The organism is Methanoregula sp., assembly GCF_049686655.1.
GTDB lineage: Archaea > Halobacteriota > Methanomicrobia > Methanomicrobiales > Methanospirillaceae > Methanoregula.
Genome location: NZ_JBAVIG010000079.1, coordinates 48,006 through 66,660, shown reverse-complemented (window position 1 = coordinate 66,660; position 18,655 = coordinate 48,006). Strand labels below are relative to the sequence as shown.

Below are 18,655 nucleotides of genomic sequence, written 5' to 3'. Positions count from 1 at the left end.
CACAACAAGTCTGACTAAAGAAGGCATCCCTCCATGATAACGGCCCGCAGCCTGACAAAGGACTTCGACGGTTTCCTGGCACTTGATGATGTCAGTTTTGAGTTCGATGACGGCGAGATTTTTGGGATCATCGGCCACAACGGTGCGGGAAAGACCACGCTCCTCAAGATCGTCTCCGGCCTTATTGCCCCGACCTCGGGAGAGCTTTATATCAACGACATCGACGTGGTGAAAAACCCCCTTGCCCTCAAGGAGAACCTCGGGTACCTCCCGGAGGAATCCCGGCTCTACGAGACGATGACAGCCGGGAACTACCTGGAGTTCTTCGGGGAGATCTACGGGCTCTCCCCGCAGGAGATCCGGGTCCGGTCCACCCAGCTCTTTGCCGCCCTCTCGCTCGAACCGGACGGTAAGAAGATTGGGGAGTTCAGCAAGGGTATGAAGCGGAAGACGGCGATCGCCCGGTCGCTGATCCACGATCCGGGGTTCCTTGTCTATGACGAGGCAACGAGCGGGCTCGACCCGATGACTTCACGGTTCATCGCGGATTACCTGCGCAGGCTCAAATCCGATGGTAAGACGATAGTGCTCTCGGCGCACAATCTCTACCAGGTGGAGGCGATCTGCGACAAGGTAATGATCCTCAGGCGCGGGAAGATGGTTGCATTCGGCTCCATGCACGAGCTCCGGGATCAGTTCGGCACGCTCACGTACACGGTCTTCTTCACGATTGATGACCCGGGAAAACTGATCGGGCATTCCAAGCCGTACCGGCAGGAGGAGGGGTTCTTTGTCTGCGAAGCGGAGGACATGAAGGAACTCAACGAGTGCACTGCCACCATAACCGGGGCCGGTGGAAGAGTTGAGAAGATCGAGTCCCGTTATCCCTCCCTTGAAGAGATGCTCCTCAAGATCGGGAAATGAGCTGACGCCACGGTTTCCCGTCCTTCCCTATTTCCTTGCACAACTCCCGCAGCCTTTCCTGGCAGGGCCGGTGAACCGTTCGTTTGCATCTGGTTATAAAATCCGTTTAAATAGAAATCCGGGGAATACAATACTTTTTTTTACCCATACGGACATATTTCCAAAGAGTTTGTTGCAGTGCCCGGCAGGACTTGATGGCAGCAGGCGGGATGTGATTGTATGACCAGGATTCTTGTTATTGACGATTCATCATTCCAGCGCAGGATTGTTACCGGGATACTTGAAGAGGCAGGGTACGACCTGTCCATTGCAGAGAACGGCAGGGATGCACTCTCACTTGCACAAAAAGAGGCTCCGGATCTCCTGATCACGGATCTCCTGATGCCGGATTTCGATGGGTTCTACCTTCTCAGGGAAGCCAGGTCACACGATCTGGGGATCCCGATTCTCGTGCTGACATCCGATATCCAGGATACTACCCGCGAACAGTGCCTGGCCCTCGGTGCATCGGGAGTAGTGAACAAGCCGGTGAAAAAGGAGATCATCCTCTCTGCGGTTACACATGCACTATCGGGTGAACATCCCTGATGGAACCTGATGCCGGGGATGTGGACGCGATCCGGGAGCTGATCAACATCGGCGTTGGCCGGGCTGCCGGGATGCTCAACGATATCACCGGCTGTGCCATCACCCTCACGGTTCCTTCGATACAGATCGTCGAGTATGCGCACTTTTCCAAAGAGACCGGAAAAGAAAAGGATGCTGCGTTATCCACGGTATCACTCAATTTCCGCGGCCCTGTTTCGGGCATTGCCGCACTCGTCTTTCCCCCGGAGAGTGCTGCCCACCTCGTGATGCTGATGACTCAGGAGAACGAAGGGTCCGGAGAGCTCGACGCGATCCGGATCGAGACCCTTAAGGAAGTGGGAAATATCATCATAAACGCGGTGATGGGATCGATTGCCAACGTACTCCGGCAGCACCTCAGCTACTCGCTGCCGAACTACCAGGAGCTTGGGATCAGCTCGCTCGCCAGATCCCTGCATACCCAGGTGGACGACAGGGTCGTGATCGCCAATGCGCATTTCCGGATTGAGAAAACACCCATTAACGGAAACATCCTGCTGATTCTTGAGATGGGATCGATGGATGCCCTGCTCACCAGCATCCGTGGAATGGATCACTAAGGTGGAATGATGCCCGACAGGGTGATATTTGGAGAGGACTGGACTCCTTACGATATGCTGCCAGTCGGGATCATCGTGATCCGACAGGATTATACGATCCTCTCCTGGAACGACTGCATTGCTGACTGGACCGGCATCCCGAAGAGATCCATGGTGGGCCTGAACCTGCGGGAGCGGTTCCCTCACCTGGACAAACCGCTGTACCTGACCAGGATCGCGCAGGTCTTCTCCGGTGGGCCGGCGGTGATCTTCTCATCCCATTTCCACCCGCATTTCATCCCTGCCGCACTCCAGACGGGGGAGCTGCGTGTCCAGAGTACCACGGTTGTGCCGGTTGTCGCGGGAGACGGATTCCTCGCCATGATCGTGATCGAGGATATCACCGATCTCTCACGGCAGGTAAGGGCATTCCGGGAGATGAAGAATGTGGCCGAGTGCGAGCTTGAAGAGAGGAAGAAAGCCGAAGAACAGGCCCTGCGGCTCGCAGCTATCGTGGAATCATCCGATGATGCGATCGTGGGGAAGACGCTCGATGGTATCATCACGAGCTGGAACCCCGGTGCCGAACGGCTGTACGGGTATGCGGCAGGGGAAGTCCTTGGAAAATCCCTCGCAATCCTTCTCCCTCCCGATCGCAGCGACGACCTCCCGGTAGTCCTGGCCCGGATCAGGAAAGGGGAATCCATCAGCCATTACCAGACCCGGCGGAAGACAAAAGACGGCAGGATACTCGATATCTCCCTTACGGTCTCTCCTATCCGGGGCATAGAAGGAGGGGTTACCGGGGCCTCCTCCATAGCCCGGAACATAACGGAGACCAAGCGTATGGAAGAAGTGCTCCAGCAGGCAAACAAGAAACTGAACCTGCTCAACTCGATTACCCGGCACGACATCCTTAACCAGCTCATGGGACTTCGGGCCTATCTCGAGCTCTCAAAGGAATGTGCAAAGGAACCGTTGTTTATCGAATATATCCGGAAGGAGGAGCAGGCAGCGGAGAATATCGGGAAACAGATCGAGTTCACCCGGTCGTACCAGGATATCGGGGTGAAATCTCCTGCATGGCAGAACCTGCCCTCCACGATCCGGGAAGCGATCGATACCCTCGACATAAAACAGGTGGCGCTCGAGATCGATCTCCCTCAGATCGAGATATTTGCCGATCCCCTGCTGCAGCGGGTGTTCTATAATCTTGTGGAGAACGCGGTCAGGCACGGTGAGATCCTGACCACCGTACGCTTCAGGCTCGAAGACAAACCGGGCCGGTGCGTTCTCATCTGCGAAGATGACGGGGTGGGGGTACCGGCGGGAGTCAAGGAACAGATCTTCAAGCGGGAATATTTCGATAATACCGGTTTTGGGCTGTACCTCTCCCGGGAGATCCTTTCGATGACAGGGATCTCGATCCGCGAGACCGGCAAACCCGGGCAGGGTGCACGGTTTGAGATCGCGATCCCACGGTCAGCTTTCAGGTCGCTCTCTTAAAAAATATCAGCCGGACCGCTCCCGGCCGCCATGGACGTTCTCCCGGGAGCGGGCTTTTGATGCGGATCCCGGTATATGCGATTCAATCTCCTCAAAGGATTCCCTCGTGAGCCGCCCTTTTTTCCCGATTACATCCCCGCTCCGCAGCATCCGGACCCGGGAGACCATCACGTAACTCTCCCCGAACAGGTCAAGGCCTCCCTCAGCAAAATCGTCAAGGGAGATTGGGATGCACAGGGCATCGGTCGGGGGCCTGCTGCTCACCGGGCAGACCTGGACTTCACCGGTAATGCCGGCCCGGACTATGATCGCGGGCCGGGTCTTTGCCGGGCTTTTCCCGTCAATGGACAAGGAAGCGAGAACTACATCGCCCCGAACGTACTGCCCCATGCATACAACTCGGTGCCGGCAGAAATAAGGGATTTGATCGTGAGTCCCCCTTTTCGTCCCTCTCACAAGTGCTGCACCATGCTTTGAACCAGTCCCACGTCAAGAACGAGCACCGTTTCGGCTGCACAGACTACGAGTTCATTCAGTCCTGACCCGGGCCCCGCTGTTCCTCGCCCCGGTGAGGATGGTGGTTCCCCCGCCAGTCTCCTGCATGAACTCCTGTGCAGCCCGCTCTATCCCGGTCATGCCGGTATCTCCTACCGCATAAACCGCCGGACCAAACGAACTCAGGCCTGCACCTGCTGCGCCGGATTCCCGCAACCTGTCGAGAAGCCCGGTAACCGGTGCAGGCTGGAGGCCAAGCTCGACTTTCTTGAACCCGAGGCCCTGAACGGCATTTACTGATGAGCCGAACAGCTCGAGATCCCGCCCGGCAATCCCCGGCAGCATTCGCATCAGGACTTCGTGGCAGAGCTCCCGTACCTCGGAGAGCGGGACCGGGCAGTGGTTCCGGAAAATGTCGGTCTCGGTACCTCCGCTTGCACCTGGTGGCAGATCGGGGATGGCAAGCAGGATGCGCCAGTCTTCCGGGAAATCGTGGCGGGAGATCACCGGTGGCGGACTGACGTCGCGCGATGCGGACGACGGGCGGAAATCTGTCTTCTCCCCGCCCTCCCCAAACCGGTGCCCGCCGTCGATAATGAACCCGCCATACTCGAAGGCAGCCGTACCGATACCCGAGGTTCCGCCCCGTCCTACGAGCCGGGCGAGTTCCCTGACCGGCAGGTGGCGCCCATGCAGCTCGCTGATCGCCCGGGCCACGGCAAGCGAGAGCTGTGACCCGCTGCCAAGGCCCACGTGGGCGGGGTAACTGCTCCGGACCGTGATCGCCACGCTTCCGCCAGCGCCGATTTTCTGGAGTACACCCGCAGCCAGCTGCCCGACCCGCTCACGGGTTGCTGCATCCCCGCCGCTGACCTGCAGTACCGGGCTCAGCTCCGCCTCCAGCAGGATACCGGGCTCGTCGAGGGAGATACCGATACCGCCGTCAACCCGTCCCGATCCACCGTTCATGTCGATAAGCGTAACATGGATCCGCGAGGGAGTGCTGACAATAACCCGGCGGGTGTCGAGGAAGCGGTTGTAGGGGAACTGTTCCTCGATGAAGATGAGCGGTTTTCCCGAGTGGATGATCTGGTACTGCCGGCTGAGGACCGGTTCGTTCCGTGCGATCGAGAAGATCCGCCCGGTCTCCTCCGTTGCCGGCAGGACCCGGGCATTGAGGAGCTGCCGCCGCGCCTCGATATGATGCTGCTGGATGATCCTGCCGATGGGGATGTCGGCTTTCATCAGGTCGTCCCGGAATTCCGGCGAGAGGCGCGAGAGCGGCGTGTGGGAGATCGCGTAGATCAGCACGTCCCCGGTATCCCCGGTCCGGATTTCCACGATCCGGTAGTTGACCGGGTCGCCTTCTGCAATGCTCAGGTTGTCCGCAGTCTCCCGGCCCGCTGGTACAATTTTCTGGACGAGTGTCCTGATGACCACTTTTTTTCCGGTGACCGATTCGAGCAGCTGGGTGACCGATCCGTCCGTTCCCAGGAGAAATTTCTGCACGGGCGAGATCCGGCCTACCTGCGACTCGATCTCCCGTATGGCCTGTGCGATATCCATCCCATCAACGTCACCTCAGGATCTGATAAGGGTGCCGGTGCACCGCTCCGCCAGCTCCTGATCCCCTGTATCTGGACTAGTACTTGGATAAGCCCTGTACGGGCTCTGTTTGCCAAAAGGAGCAAGGTCATTTCCGGCTGGAGCGGGAATCGTGTCCACGCCCATGGAGAATTCCGATATTTGTGTCCATTTTTCAAAAATATGACAGTAAAACATCTTTTACACCTGCAAAATAGCGGCCTTTAAATCACCCCTGTTTTTCCATGGGATATAACAGGCAGGTTTTGACCGGAGCCCCGTATTGAGGATCATGCCTCAAACCTGCAGTTTCTTTCGTACTCCCGTGCCGGGAAGCAGAACGCTTTATGCACGGACGGCCCATAAAAAAATAATGAGCCGTTGCGATCACTGCGGCAAAGAGACTGCTCTGCCGTTTACCTGCCAGCACTGCGGGGGAAAATTCTGCGAGGAGCACCGGCTGCCACCCAATCACAACTGCGTCAACATTAGCAGCTGGAATGCAAAGCCGCGGCCCTCAGTCAGCCTGAACTATGGCAAGGGCGGCGTGACCGTGACCGGGGGAGGGTTCATCCCTGACCCGCGCAGGAATGCAAAGAAGACCCGGGCTGAAGGGCTGCCCTGGCTGAAGATCATGGCCGGAATCGTTGCCCTGATCCTGCTCGGGCTGGCATTGCTGGTGATGATCGGGTACCGGTTCGGGTGAAGACCCCATCCTGCCTGCACTTCCGGCTACCCGTGCTTCATTCCATTCTTTTATCAGTCCTGCCACTGAAACAGGAACGTATGCACAAGAAAGAGCATGTGACAAAAATGCTGGATGAGAAGACCGGACTTATGGAATGCCTGGTCTGCGGGGAGCGTCACAACGCTGTCATGAAACAGGGCCAGGACGGCAAATTCCACCCTGAGAACTGGGAATGCGTAAACAAATGCAAACTCATCCATGACGACGCAAAGGGGAATGCGTCCCCGGAAAAAAAGAAATAATTTCCGGTTTTCCCGGGAACTTGCGGTGATGCCGGTATCGGCATTGCACAACCTCCCGGACAAGGGTATTCACTTCCGGCACCAGTGTTTATGTCCCTGTCCAAAAAACCGGTCCCGGTGACTATCCACCCCGTTCCTTTTTCACTCTCCGGTACGCCCCTTTCGGGATTGCAATCTCAAACCGGGCCCCCCTGCCGTGGGCTCCCGTTTCGTGGATGAAGATGCCGGTGATCGCAAGGATCTCCCGTACCAGGAAGAGGCCGAATCCCGTGTGCTTGCCATAGCCTTTCTCGAAGATCTTCTGTTTTTCGTCAAGAGGTACACCTATGCCGTTGTCCTCGACCGTGATCACCAGTTCGTCTGAGGACACCCCGCACTGCACGGTGATCGCCGAGACCTTCCCCCCGTGCCGGATCGCGTTGTCGAACAGGTTGAAGAAGACCTTGTCGATCATCGGATCGGCAAACACTTCGCAGTTATCGCAGGCACAGGTAAGTGCGATGTTCTGCGGTTTTGCCGCCATTACAATATCGGTGACTTTGTGCCATGCCGGGGCCTGGACTCCAAGATCCTGGTAGTTACGGGTAAACTCGATCTGCCGCGCCATCACCTCTGCTGCCTGATCGATCTTGGCAAGGAACTCCGCGATGACCGGATCCGGTTTCCTGATCATCGCCAGCTGGGTGTAGCCCTGTACTACGGTCAGCTGGTTTGCGAGATCGTGCCGGGTGATGCTGTTGAGGAGGTTGAGTTTCCGGTTGCTCTCACGGATTGCGTTCTCGGACCGTTTCATGTCCGTGATGTCACGTGCGTTCCCTATGTAGGAGACAACTGTACCCTTTTCATCCATGACCGGGGAAACGTTCGAAGTGTGGATATGGATCGATCCATCGGCATGGATTACCCGGTATACGATTCCGGTCTTGCGCTCCCGGGTCTTCACCACGGTTGCAAGGAACGCGTCGCAGGCAGGGATATCATCCGGATGGATAAACTGGTGGAAGGATCTTCCGACAACCTTTTCCGCGGGATGCCCGAGCAGCACCGTCCAGCTGGGAGAGACGAAGGTGATGGTGCCATCGGTCTGCAGGGAGTAGATGATGTCGTTGCTGCTATCGACGAGCATCCGGTATTTCATCTCCGATTCATGCAGTGCGTTCTCCGCGTGCTTCCGCTCGGTGATATCCTGATTGACCCCGTAGAACCTGACTGTTTTCCCGGCAGGATCCTTCTCGATCCGGAACCAGACTTCCACCCACATGGTGGTACCGTCCGGCCGGATAATCCGGGACTCGAATCGTCTCTCGAACCGGGGATCTGTGGTCTTGATCCCCGCCTCTATGGATTCCTGGACAAGATGCACGTTTTCAGGGTGAACGAACTGCTCCGAAAACTGTGCTGCCGTCATGCGGTACCCACCTGCCTTTTCTGCAGTGGTGCCGATCAGCGCAAAATACTGGTTGTTAAAGATGAAGGCCCGGGTGGCTACGTCAAACTCGAAATGCCCCATACGGGCCACATCCAGCGCTTCCCGGTCGGTACGGCTGAGCCGGGCCAGCGCCTCCTCGGCATTTTTCCTGTCGGAAATATCATGGGAGAGCCCGAGCACCCCGATAACCGCCCCCTTCTCGTCGATCAACGGAGAGAGGCGGACCTCGAGCCAGGTTCCCCCGGCAGGCAGGACCTCGTACATCTCCTGCTGGGAGGACTGGCGGCTGGTGACGACTCTCTGGATCGCTTCAACGTGGCGCTGCGCATTACCTGGACTGAAGAGATCGGTCAGGTGTTTCCCGACAAGCTCGCCGGGTCTCGCCCGCATGTTCAGCGCCGCATATCCATTGACGTACTTGACGTATCCCCGGGCATCGATGAAGTAGATCATATCGGGAGAATTCTCGGCCAGCAGCCGGTATTTCCGCTCGCTCTCCGCAAGGGCTTTTTCGGCCCGCTTCCGGTCTGTGATCTCACGGCACAGGGTGATGATGCGGCTCTTCCCTTCCTCGTGCACAACGGTTGCATTGATCTCCACGGGCGTGATATGTCCCACTGAATCAGTATAATCGATCTCGAAGTTCCGGATGAACCCGTCATGAACGCACTGCCTGACTGCTGCAGCATTCTTCTCCTGCTCGTACTCAGCAGTCCATTCAACAACACTGTGGCCGGCAATTTCGCTCAGGTCACGGTGACCCGTGAGACGGACATATTCGGGGTTTGCATCAAGTACTTTTCCGGCATCATCGAGGATCACGTAACCGGTGTTGGTCGTCTCGATCAGGGACCGGTACTTCTCCTCGCTCTCGCGGAGGATCTCCTCGGTCTGTTTCTGCTCCGTGATATCCAGCAGGACGCCGGAGTACACCAGTTCATCTCCATGAATGACCGGGCTCGAGATCCCCCGGAACCAGATGGTCTCACCGGATGGCCTGGTAAACCGGCCCTCGAACACCCACCTCTTTCCTGTCCGTACAGCATCCTGTACTGACGCCAGAAACCGGGCCTTGTCGTCAGGGTGGAGATGATCCGTAAACCACCGGAAGTAGTCCGTAGTGGAGTTGTCGAAACCGAAGATCTCCTCCGAACGGGTACTCACGTAATAAATTCCGGTGCTGCCGTCGGGCCTGGCATAGAACTGGAAGACAACACCCGGTACCGTGGCTGCAATCTCTGCCATCTGCTGCTGGTGGCTGCTCAGCTCGGCCTCTGCCTTTTTCCGGCCGGTGAGATCGATGCCGATCCCGGTGAAGTATTTCCTCCCGCCGGTTTCGAGCATAACTGCGGTAAAGTAGAAGGGGATTTTCTTCCCGCTTTTGGTAGTCAGGTTTGCTTCGGCGCTGGCAAAACCCTCCCTGAGTGCCTTATCTACACCCGCTTTTATCACGGCCGTATCGTGTTCGTCACCCTTGTACCAGTCCAGCACGTGCATTCCCTTGAGCTCATCCGCAGAATAACCGGTTACCGTTTCGTGGTTCCTGTTCCACCGGATGAGGCGCCCCTCATCGTTATACAGGTAGAAGAGGCCGGGGATGCTGTCAAGGATTGCATCGGTGAAGTTCCTCTCCTCCCTGAGGGCCAGGTCCGCCTGTTTCTGGCTGGTAATATCCTGGATGACACCGGAGAAGAGCAGTTCGTCCCCGTGCCTGACCGGGCTTGATACACTCAGGAACCAGATCGTTTCGCCGGACGGCTTGATAAACCGGCCCTCGAACTCCCATGGAGCTGACGTTTTCACCGCGTAGTTGACAGAGTTTATGAGCCGGGTCCTGTCTTCAGGATGCACCCCTTCGACAAATGCCGGGAAGAACTCGCCGGTATTTTTGTCGATGCCAAGGATTTCGACAGCCCTGCCACTTACGTAATAGACGCCCATGCTGCCATCGGGCCGGGCATAGAACTGGAAGATAACGCCCGGTACCGTGGCTGCAATCTCCTCCATCTGCTGCTTGCGGTTCCGGAGCTCTCCCTGGGCCGATGACAACTCGTTGTACTGCTCCCTCAGTTCCTCCTCTGAGGCAGTAATCTGCTCGTACGCTGCCCGTAGCTGCGTCTCCGTGCGCCTGCGTTCGGTAATATCCGTGAACATGGTGACCATGGAACCTGCGGATATCTGGAATGCAGTGACTGCATACGCACCGTGTATCGCCCCGCTATCATAGTTCAGCTGCTCAGTCTGCCAGATCCCCCCCTCTGCGGCAACCCTGCGAAAATGCTCTGGTACATCAGTACCGGTGAGACCAGGGAATACATCCTCTATCGGCTTTCCGAAAAACAGGCTGTGATCGATACCCAGTATACGGTCTGCGCCCGGGTTTGCCCCGGTAAAGACAAGTGTCCCATCCGGTTTCAGCTCGTAGAAGTGCATGCCGGCTGGTGCGTGTTCGACAAGGCTCCGGTACCGGGCCTCGCTCTCTTGTTGCGTCTCTTCAGCGCGTTTCCGCTTGATGATCGACCAGAGCCCCTGCATCAGCAGGACAAGCTCGTGGGCATCATGGTCCGTATAATCGGATGGCTTGTTGGCTACGCCTGCAACGAGTACAATGTGTCCGTCTTCAATGACCGGGACGTTCATGTGCCGGACGATACGCGGGTGGCCTTCGGGATATCCCTTCTTCGCCGGGTCAGGAGCATCGTAGTTGTTGGTAATAACCGGCCGGCGCTGGCGGACGGCCTCGCCCCAGAGACCGGTCTTCTCGGTCCTGTACACGAGGGGCTTCTCCCGCATTGTGCACTCGGTCATTGCAGCCTTCGACCAGGCATACATCGACATCTCGCTCTCGTCCTCGTTGAGGAATGCCAGGTACCCAAGCGGGCTGCCGGTAACGATCCCGGCACCCTCAACTGCATAATCGAGAAGTTCCCGCTCCCGTTTCCGGGCACGCTCATAGAAGCCGATCATGTAACCGAGGCGGGACTCGCTCTCCCGGATCCGTCTCTCGCTCTCTGCAAGCTCGTTGTACTGGGCCTGGAGTTCCTCACCGGACGTGGCAAGGTGCTCGTTTGCTGCCCGGAGCTCCTCTTCGGATCGTATTCTGTCCGAAATATCCCGGATCGATTCAATTGCCCCGGTGATCTCCCCGTCCCGGTTATACAGGGGACTTGCCTTCGCCAGGGCATCGATACGCCTGCCTTTTGGGCGGGGAAGGCTGGTCTCCGCGGAAATGGTATTGCCATCCCGCCGGATATTGACATAATATTCTACGATCTTCTCATCCGGTTCAAAGACAAGATCGATGAGGGCTGGCCTGCGTGAACCATAGAATGCGGCCGCGTACTCGTAATCGCCTTTCCCGAGCATCGCGCTGGCAGGAATCCCGGTCATATCCTCGATGGCCCGGTTCCATGCGATTACATGCCCTTCCGTATCGATTGCAAATGTGGCATCCGGGAGGAAGTTGATGATATCTTTGAACCGGCGCTCCGAATCCGAAAGGGCGATCTCTGCCCTTCTCCTCCGTATGGCCTGGCGAATCCTGTGGGCCAGTTCTGCGAACTGCGTCTGCGGGTCCCCACCTTTCTGCAGGTACGAGTCCACGCCGTTATTAATCGCTTCGATGATGATCTCTTCGCGTCCCCTCCCGGTGAAGAGGACGAACGGGAGTGTCCCGTATGTCTTTCTTACGCGTTTCAGGAGCTCAAGCCCGTCCATCTCCGGCATCTGGTAATCGGATATTACGGCATCGAAGTTGTTATGGCTGAGCAGGTCAAGCGCTTCTTTCCCTGACTGGACGGTCCTGACGGTGAATTCTCCGGTATTCTCGAGGAACAGCTGGCCGATATCGAGCAGCCCCGGCTCATCGTCTACATAGAGGAGGGAGAACATAGCGTGGACCTGTGCAGGGTAGGATAAGAATGGGTGACAGGCAATTGTCCTGAAATACTAATGAATGTTGCGCAGGGCGGATACCGTTCACTGACCTGATCGGACCCGCGGTTACCGGCCCGGCATCCTGTCAGCTTTTTTACAAAAATGACCGTTATCGCCGGCAGTGAAGTCCGGGCTCCGGGCCCGACATCCCTCCTGCCGTCCATTCCGTGGTATGATCTTCACGTGTCTGATGTGTACGAAAAAAGGTGACGGCTTATTTTAGAAGTTTTCCGCGGCGATCTCGAAATAAGCCCGCGGATGGCTGCAGACCGGGCAGGTGGCAGGTGCGATCTTGCCCTCGTGGACGAACCCGCAGTTCCGGCAGTACCATGTTACCGGCATGTCTGTTTTGAAGATTTTGCCTTTCTCCACACTGGCGAGGAGTTTTTTATACCTGCTTTCGTGGTTCTGTTCGACCCGGGAGACCTGCCGGAACAGGGTGGCGATCTCTTTGAACCCCTCGTTATCAGCAGTTGCCGCAAAACCGGGATAGAGAGTTCCCCACTCCATCATCTCTCCCGCGGCAGCAGCTGCGAGGTTCTCCTTTGTGCTCCCGATGATCCCGGCGGGATACGTGGCGGTGATCTCCGCGTCACCGCCTTTGAGCTGTTTGAAGAAGATCTTTGCATGCTCCTTCTCTTCCTCTGCTGTCTGCAAAAAGATCGCACTGATCTGCTCGTATCCCTCTTTCTTTGCTGCGCTCGCAAAGAAGCTGTACCGGTTCCTTGCCTGGGACTCGCCGGCAAATGCGGCAAGCAGGTTCTTCTCGGTTGTGCTGCCTTTGAGATCCATAAGTATCATCCTCCCGTTGGGTGTCTCCCATAATGAACCTGACTGGCGATCAGGAACAGAAAAATTCCCCGACCGGATTTTTCCCGGTTTTTGCCAGACTCTTATAGCCCCTCTTTGTTAAAAGAGGCGGACACGACCACAAGATTTTCAGGGGTAACCAGATTATCCGGTATACGGCATGTTCCCGTGCGCAAAAAAACCCGGAGAGTGTGGACCTGTTTGACCCGCGGAAAAAAACCGGAGGCGGCAATTGCGGAAGCGAAAAGATTTTGCTGAACGCAGGGGAATACCGCTGGTCCGATAATCTCTATCCGGACCTCGCATTTGATTTCCAGATCTTCAAACTGCAATCGATCCGGCTCGTAAAGGTGAGGCAGACCCAGGCACCGGATCGATCCCGATGCCTTCTGCAACCAGCTCTTCCCGGAAGAGATCCGGGGACTCCGCGAACTCCCGTTCCCGCCATTCATCCCCCGCGAGCTCTGGCGCCGCACCCGGCACGAGCGGGCCTGGCGCCAGCTGCTCGTCTACGATCTCTCGATTGGCGAGATCGGATGGTGGGGACCGGACGATTACACGAACCCCCACGCCCGGTGATACCTGTTGAGGACTTGCGTGACTCCCCTTCCGGATACCCTGTGGGAGATCATCCCTCCCGGAGTTCGTTCTCCGACGGAGATACATATGGCTGGAATATCCGGAAATTTTCGCCAGTGGAAATGGTGCCAACGCCCGGCAAAATTCCTTTTTTAAATCGCTGTTTTGTAAAAATACCTGATTTAACGAGGAAAAAACCGTGCATTTTAGCGGGCTTTGAAAATGCGCAAAAAAAGGACAACCTGCAGCCAGTTCCGGTCGTGAGGAGCTGCCCGGAGGCTGCTGTGGCCGAAATTTTACAGGGTACCAGTCGCAGGAGAAAATGGTACTGGAATGAACCGGAAAACGGGGAGATCTTTGAAAATAACCTGGATAGTACGGGATATTCTCCCCTTCCCTGCAAGGGTACTGGTCTGTGGTAATTCTTATCCTCGACGATCGCGTCGTAACGGGTAAAAACCGGAACATTTTCCATGAACTTTTCCCAAATCCTATAATCCGCGCCGCCCAACCACTGATCCAGGAGCTACACACATGAAGATCCTCGCCATCCACGGGAGCCCCCGGACGATCCGGAGCACAACGCGAATACTCACGAACTTCGTACTCGAAGGTGCAGCAGAAGCCGGTGCAGAAACGGAAATGATCGATCTCTGCGACTTCCGGGTCTCACCCTGCACGGCCTGTGAAGGCTGCTCGTTCAACGGGATCTGCGTGTATGAGGATGATGTCCCGGCCATCGTGGCCAGGATGAAGGAGGCGGACGGGATAATTTTTGCATCGCCGGTCTATATCGACAATGTATCAGGCCAGATGAAGCTCTTCTTCGACCGGCTCGCCGATGCAATCCATTACCAGGTGCTGGCCGGGAAATACGGCTGTTCAGTCGCGACCACGCACACGTCCGGCGGCGACGAGGTAATCGTGTACCTGAACCATGTCCTGAACTATCTTGGCGTTATCACGGTGGGAGGACTCAGTGTAGCGACGGGAGGGAATCCGGAGGCCGTAGATGTCGCGGAGGATTCCGCCCGGGCTCTCGGGAAGAACCTTGCCGGGGCGATCGCGAGCGGCTTCTCCGATCCCGTGCAGGAAGAAGAGATTGCCGGCAACCGTGAGTTTTTCCGGGCCATGGTTGAGGAGAACCGGGACTTCCGCCCTGAGGATTACAAGCGCTGGGTACGGATGGGCTGGATCGGGTGAAACGAAGAAGCCAGAAGGCTTCTTCTCACCCCCGGATTTTCGCTTCGCTCCATTCTTCGGAAATAAGAAAAACGGGCCTGAAGGGATTTGAACCCTTGACCTGCGGATTAAGAGTCCGCCGCTATGCCGAACTAAGCTACAGACCCAAGCCTTGTTAGGCCTAATAATGTGGTCGATAATGCCGAATAAAGGTTTTGGCGATCCTGCATGTTCCCGCCATTGGAATCCCTTAATACGCAGGAATGGTACATCTTCTGTACCATGCCACCAGAAGCCCCGTTTGAGCAGCCGGGACCGATAAAATACTGCATTTTCGGGTGTGGGACAAACGGCTATAACATTATACTCGAACTGGCAAAAGAGAACGAGCGCGTGGTGGTGGTGGACAGGGACGAGTCCCGCGTGCGGCACCTGCGGGACCAGAAGTACGATGCCTACCAGCGTGATATCACATCGCAGGATCTTCTCGCGGGTCTCCCCCTTTTCGAGATCGCCTTTGTCATGACCGGGGACGGGGACGCAAACCTTGCGGCCGTCCTCACTATTAAGAAGCGGTATCCCGCGGTCCAGATCGTGGCCCGGTCGATCGACCCGGTGAACGGCCAGAAGCTCACGGCTGCCGGCGCGGAATTCGTCCTCTATCCGCAGGAAGTGGTTGCCCGGTCCGCGATCTTCCAGATCCGGAAGCAGCATTCGAGCCGGATCTCCCAGCGGCTCTTCACCCTGCTTGCCGGCTGGGAAGGCACGCTTGGGATCATCACCCACAAGAACCCGGACCCCGACGCGATCTCTTCTGCCATGGCGCTTGCGGAGATCGCAAAGCACGCGAACCCGAAGACCCTCACGACCCGCATCTTTTACGAAGGAAACATCGGCCACCAGGAAAACCGGACCTTCGTCAACCTGCTCGATATCAAGATGGAGCACCTCACTGACGACGCCCTCGCGAAGTGCAGCTATCTTGCCCTTGTCGACTGCTCGGGTCCGGGGGCAAACAACGACATCCCGCCCCAGACGAAGATCAATATCACCATCGACCACCACAAGGAGGGAAAGCACCTGGCCACCCAGAGCACATTTGTCGATATCCGCCCGGGGGTCGGAGCAACAGCGAGCATCATGACCCAGTACCTGCAGGAGCTGGACGTGCCGGTTGACACGCGGGTCGCTACCGCCCTGCTCTATGGCATCCGGACGGATACGAAAGAGTTCAAGCGCAATGTGACCCCGCAGGACCTCAACTACGCGGGCTTCCTCCTGCCGCTGACCGATGCCGACCTGCTCGACAAGATCATGTCGCCGTCCATGTCCCAGGAAACGCTGGACATCATCGGGAAGGCGATCCATGAGCGGAAGATCCAGAGCGGGTACCTCTTCGCAAATGTCGGGTATGTCATGAACCGCGATTCCCTCCCTCAGGCGGCCGATCTCCTGATCACACTCGAAGGCGTGAACACGGCGCTCGTCTACGGTATCACGGACAACGCGATCGTGATCTCGGCCCGCAACCGGGACATCCGGCTCCATATCGGCAACGCCCTCTCCGAGGCGTTCGGCGAGATGGGCGATGCCGGAGGCCACCCGAACATGGCCGCCGCCACCCTCCCGCTCCACTACTTCGGCAAAGTGGAGAACAAGACCCAGCTGCTCGAGATCGTGATCGAGCCCGTCCTGCAGAAGTTCAAAACCCTGGTCGGGCTCGAGAACGAGGGCAGGAAGAATGGAGTATAAGCGCTGGGAACCCTGTTATTGCCGGATCCTCTCATATTTCGGGTTCGAACGCGAGGGGGACGAGGAGGCAGCCCGGCTGCTCGCGTCGCTCATGGACCGTGACAACCTCCTCTCGCTCGTCACCATCACTGAGGGTAATGAAGTTACGGTCTGCGGAAACGCCCCCTGCCTCAAAGATGAACTGGGAAAAATACGGGGCGTGGTCTTCGCGGCCGATGCGGCAGCTGAAGTGCTCGATGCGAATGGTATCCGGCCGGATGCGATCTTTACGGACCTTGATGGGGCGACGGACCGGTTCCTGGAGCTGAACCGGGAGGGAACGATCGTGGTTATCCATGCCCACGGGGACAACATCCCCCTCCTGAAGCACTGGGTGCCCCGGTTTACCGGCCCGGTGGTCGCGACCACGCAGGCCACGCCCCTCCCCCACGTCCACAACTTCGGGGGGTTCACGGATGGCGACCGGGCTGTGTTTGCTGCCGATGAACTGGGGGCCTCGTGCATCACGCTCGCTGGTTTCGATCTGGACGATAAGGATGTCGATCCGTTGAAACAAGGTAAGCTCCATATTGCCCGCAAACTCCTTGCAATGATCGGGTTCACCATATGAGGACGAACGCTTTCATCCTCGACGGGTACGTTGATGAGCCCGCGTGCCTTGGGGTCCCTCCGTACATCTCTCCCTACATCCGCACGGTAGCAGGTGCCCTGATCGCCCACGGGTATGAGGTCCGTTATCTCACGATCGACCAGCTCCGCAAAGACCCTTTGCGGACCGCTGAACTCAACAAGGCCTCCCTCCTTGTCATGATCTCGGGAGTGACGGTCCCGGGGAAGTATCTCGGCGGGACCCCTGCCACCTTCACCGAGATCCAGCAGGTCGGGCACATGGTGAGGGGCCCGAAGAAACTGATCGGCGGTCCCATCGGGTTTGGTTATGCCGGGGAAGGCGGCCAGAAGGCGGTACGGCAGGTGATCAGGGGGTTCGATGCCCTGCTTACCGGGGAACCAGCGGTTGCACTCGACAATTATCTCACCGGCAACGGCCCGGCCGGGGCGCTGGATTACGGAAGGACCGACCCGTGGAGCGTGGCAGGCAGCGGGATCATCGGGCAACACCCGGACTACCCGTACGTGATGTGCGAACTGGAGACCGCCCGGGGCTGTTCCCACGGCGCATCGGGCGGCTGCTCGTTCTGCACGGAACCATTCTACGGCCTGCCGAAATACCGGGGGACTCCGGCAATAGCAGAGGAGGTCGCGGCACTCCAAGCCCACGGAGCCCGGCACTTCCGGGTCGGGAGGCAGCCGGACATCCTCGCGTACGGGGCCGGCCCGGGGGAATATCCCGCACCGGTGCCGGAGAAGATCGAGGCGCTGTTCTCTGCTATCCGCACAGCAGCCCCGGACCTCAGGACCCTCCATATCGACAACACGAATCCTGAAACGATTGCACGACACGAGGAGCCGGCCCGGGAAGCACTCAGGGCGATCATCAGGCACCACACTTCGGGTGACGTAGCCGCATTCGGGATGGAGACGGCTGATCCCTCTGTAGTCGCGGTGAATAACCTGAAAGCACAGCCCGATGACGTCTTCCGGGCAATCGAAATTGTCAACGGGGAAGGGGGGGGACGCCGGGACAATGTGCCCGAGCTCCTCCCGGGCCTCAACTTCGTCTGCGGGCTTACAGGGGAAACCGACAGGACGTACGAGCTGAACGAGCAGTTCCTCGTGCGGGTCCGCGATGCGGGACTATCCGTCCGGCGCGTAAATATCCGGCAGGTGATGCCGTTTGAGGGCACACCTGTATTCACGAACAACACGCTCGGGCAGCACGAGCGGAGATTCCGGGCGTTCAAGGAGTTTGTCAGGACCGCAATCGATCTCCCGATGCTCCAGCGTGTGTACCCGATCGGCACTATCCTCCGGGATGTCCGTATCGAGATTTCAGGAGACCTCTCGTTCGGCAGGCAGATGGGATCGTACCCGATTCTCGTGGGTTTCCCCCTCCCGCTTCCCGAGGGACTGGTGATTGATGCCGTTGTCGTGGACTGGGGTATGCGGTCGATCACGGCACTGCCGGCCCCTGTCCCGATCAACACATTGCCGGCCTCCGCCATCAAATGGCTGCCGGGCGTGGGAAAGAAGAAGGTGGCTTCGGTCATTGCGAAGCGGCCGTTCCGGGATCTTGCGGAGTACCGGAAGGTGGCGGGGAATTCGGTGATCGATTCCCAGCTCATGTTTTTGAAAACGTAGTCCAGTTAATTTTACTCATTGCCCACGTTGTCAACAATAAAAA

16 protein-coding genes and 1 tRNA gene are annotated in these 18,655 nt (G+C 57.6%); 11 read left to right on the top strand and 6 right to left on the bottom strand.

Annotated elements, in window-relative coordinates; genetic code table 11:
- The first annotated feature begins 33 nt into the window (after positions 1-33).
- The 4 genes from WBL42_RS11925 (at position 34) to WBL42_RS11910 (ending at position 3,596) form a co-directional block, all read left to right on the top strand.
- Entirely contained in the window at positions 34-924 is an 891-nt protein-coding gene (locus WBL42_RS11925) for an ATP-binding cassette domain-containing protein (RefSeq protein WP_424721508.1), read from the top strand.
- A gap of 219 nt (positions 925-1,143) precedes the next feature.
- Positions 1,144-1,512, top strand: coding sequence for a response regulator (locus tag WBL42_RS11920; RefSeq protein WP_424721507.1), 369 nt, complete (start codon positions 1,144-1,146; stop codon positions 1,510-1,512).
- On the top strand, positions 1,512-2,111 hold the full coding sequence (locus WBL42_RS11915) for a chemotaxis protein CheC (RefSeq protein ID WP_424721506.1): 600 nt from the start codon (positions 1,512-1,514) through the stop codon (positions 2,109-2,111). The genes WBL42_RS11920 and WBL42_RS11915 overlap by 1 nt, the downstream gene beginning before the upstream one ends.
- A gap of 6 nt (positions 2,112-2,117) precedes the next feature.
- Complete coding sequence (locus WBL42_RS11910) at positions 2,118-3,596, top strand: PAS domain S-box protein (RefSeq protein ID WP_424721505.1); 1,479 nt, start codon at positions 2,118-2,120, stop codon at positions 3,594-3,596.
- Positions 3,597-3,602: 6 nt separating this feature from the next.
- Here the strand turns inward: WBL42_RS11910 and WBL42_RS11905 are convergent, their stop codons facing one another.
- Both WBL42_RS11905 and WBL42_RS11900 read right to left on the bottom strand, forming a co-directional pair.
- Positions 3,603-3,986: a type II toxin-antitoxin system PemK/MazF family toxin gene (locus tag WBL42_RS11905; RefSeq protein WP_424721504.1), complete on the bottom strand. Its 384-nt coding sequence runs from the start codon at positions 3,984-3,986 to the stop codon at positions 3,603-3,605.
- 138 nt (positions 3,987-4,124) lie between these two features.
- Complete coding sequence (locus tag WBL42_RS11900; RefSeq protein WP_424721503.1) at positions 4,125-5,657, bottom strand: beta-ribofuranosylaminobenzene 5'-phosphate synthase; 1,533 nt, start codon at positions 5,655-5,657, stop codon at positions 4,125-4,127.
- 391 nt (positions 5,658-6,048) lie between these two features.
- On the opposite strand from WBL42_RS11900, the gene WBL42_RS11895 reads away from it, so the two are divergent.
- Both WBL42_RS11895 and WBL42_RS11890 read left to right on the top strand, forming a co-directional pair.
- Positions 6,049-6,381 carry an AN1-type zinc finger domain-containing protein gene (locus WBL42_RS11895; RefSeq protein WP_424721502.1) on the top strand — a complete coding sequence of 111 codons (333 nt, stop codon included), beginning with the start codon at positions 6,049-6,051 and terminating at the stop codon, positions 6,379-6,381.
- 80 nt (positions 6,382-6,461) lie between these two features.
- Positions 6,462-6,665, top strand: a complete 204-nt coding sequence (locus WBL42_RS11890; protein ID WP_424721501.1) for a hypothetical protein — start codon at positions 6,462-6,464, stop codon at positions 6,663-6,665.
- Positions 6,666-6,786: 121 nt separating this feature from the next.
- On the opposite strand, the gene WBL42_RS11885 is transcribed toward WBL42_RS11890, so the two are convergent.
- From WBL42_RS11885 to WBL42_RS11875, 3 genes are all read right to left on the bottom strand, one after another.
- Positions 6,787-11,985, bottom strand: a complete 5,199-nt coding sequence (locus tag WBL42_RS11885) for a PAS domain S-box protein (RefSeq protein ID WP_424721500.1) — start codon at positions 11,983-11,985, stop codon at positions 6,787-6,789.
- Positions 11,986-12,249: 264 nt separating this feature from the next.
- A complete protein-coding gene (gene rbr / locus WBL42_RS11880; RefSeq protein WP_424721498.1) occupies positions 12,250-12,822 on the bottom strand; it encodes a rubrerythrin in 573 nt (190 codons plus the stop codon).
- Between the two features lie 339 nt (positions 12,823-13,161).
- Positions 13,162-13,410 carry a hypothetical protein gene (locus WBL42_RS11875; RefSeq protein ID WP_424721497.1) on the bottom strand — a complete coding sequence of 83 codons (249 nt, stop codon included), beginning with the start codon at positions 13,408-13,410 and terminating at the stop codon, positions 13,162-13,164.
- A 50-nt stretch (positions 13,411-13,460) separates the two neighbouring features.
- Here WBL42_RS11875 and WBL42_RS11870 point away from each other — a divergent pair, with 50 nt between their 5' ends.
- On the top strand, positions 13,461-13,841 hold the full coding sequence (locus WBL42_RS11870) for a hypothetical protein (RefSeq protein ID WP_424721496.1): 381 nt from the start codon (positions 13,461-13,463) through the stop codon (positions 13,839-13,841).
- A 112-nt stretch (positions 13,842-13,953) separates the two neighbouring features.
- Entirely contained in the window at positions 13,954-14,622 is a 669-nt protein-coding gene (locus WBL42_RS11865) for a flavodoxin family protein (protein WP_424721494.1), read from the top strand.
- A gap of 72 nt (positions 14,623-14,694) precedes the next feature.
- Here the strand turns inward: WBL42_RS11865 and WBL42_RS11860 are convergent.
- Positions 14,695-14,768, bottom strand: a tRNA-Lys gene (locus tag WBL42_RS11860).
- A 115-nt stretch (positions 14,769-14,883) separates the two neighbouring features.
- Here WBL42_RS11860 and WBL42_RS11855 point away from each other — a divergent pair.
- From WBL42_RS11855 to WBL42_RS11845, 3 genes are read left to right on the top strand one after another with little or no spacing between them, the layout of a single operon-like run.
- On the top strand, positions 14,884-16,353 hold the full coding sequence (locus WBL42_RS11855; protein ID WP_424721493.1) for a DHH family phosphoesterase: 1,470 nt from the start codon (positions 14,884-14,886) through the stop codon (positions 16,351-16,353).
- Positions 16,343-16,963 (top strand): 6-hydroxymethylpterin diphosphokinase MptE-like protein, encoded by a 621-nt coding sequence (locus WBL42_RS11850; RefSeq protein WP_424721492.1) that lies wholly within the window; start codon positions 16,343-16,345, stop codon positions 16,961-16,963. Before WBL42_RS11855 ends, WBL42_RS11850 begins: the two co-directional genes overlap by 11 nt.
- On the top strand, positions 16,960-18,612 hold the full coding sequence (locus tag WBL42_RS11845; protein WP_424721491.1) for a radical SAM protein: 1,653 nt from the start codon (positions 16,960-16,962) through the stop codon (positions 18,610-18,612). The genes WBL42_RS11850 and WBL42_RS11845 overlap by 4 nt, the downstream gene beginning before the upstream one ends.
- Positions 18,613-18,655 lie beyond the last annotated feature (43 nt).

Coding starts and splice junctions, on each gene's coding strand:
- WBL42_RS11925 (WP_424721508.1), top strand. CDS start 34: ATGATAACGGCCCGCAGCCTGACAAAGGACTTCGACGGTTTCCTGGCA.
- WBL42_RS11905 (WP_424721504.1), bottom strand. CDS start 3,986: ATGGGGCAGTACGTTCGGGGCGATGTAGTTCTCGCTTCCTTGTCCATT.
- rbr (WP_424721498.1), bottom strand. CDS start 12,822: ATGGATCTCAAAGGCAGCACAACCGAGAAGAACCTGCTTGCCGCATTT.
- WBL42_RS11895 (WP_424721502.1), top strand. CDS start 6,049: ATGAGCCGTTGCGATCACTGCGGCAAAGAGACTGCTCTGCCGTTTACC.
- WBL42_RS11900 (WP_424721503.1), bottom strand. CDS start 5,657: ATGGATATCGCACAGGCCATACGGGAGATCGAGTCGCAGGTAGGCCGG.
- WBL42_RS11855 (WP_424721493.1), top strand. CDS start 14,884: ATGCCACCAGAAGCCCCGTTTGAGCAGCCGGGACCGATAAAATACTGC.
- WBL42_RS11910 (WP_424721505.1), top strand. CDS start 2,118: ATGATGCCCGACAGGGTGATATTTGGAGAGGACTGGACTCCTTACGAT.
- WBL42_RS11890 (WP_424721501.1), top strand. CDS start 6,462: ATGCACAAGAAAGAGCATGTGACAAAAATGCTGGATGAGAAGACCGGA.
- WBL42_RS11915 (WP_424721506.1), top strand. CDS start 1,512: ATGGAACCTGATGCCGGGGATGTGGACGCGATCCGGGAGCTGATCAAC.
- WBL42_RS11885 (WP_424721500.1), bottom strand. CDS start 11,985: ATGTTCTCCCTCCTCTATGTAGACGATGAGCCGGGGCTGCTCGATATC.
- WBL42_RS11845 (WP_424721491.1), top strand. CDS start 16,960: ATGAGGACGAACGCTTTCATCCTCGACGGGTACGTTGATGAGCCCGCG.
- WBL42_RS11920 (WP_424721507.1), top strand. CDS start 1,144: ATGACCAGGATTCTTGTTATTGACGATTCATCATTCCAGCGCAGGATT.
- WBL42_RS11850 (WP_424721492.1), top strand. CDS start 16,343: ATGGAGTATAAGCGCTGGGAACCCTGTTATTGCCGGATCCTCTCATAT.
- WBL42_RS11865 (WP_424721494.1), top strand. CDS start 13,954: ATGAAGATCCTCGCCATCCACGGGAGCCCCCGGACGATCCGGAGCACA.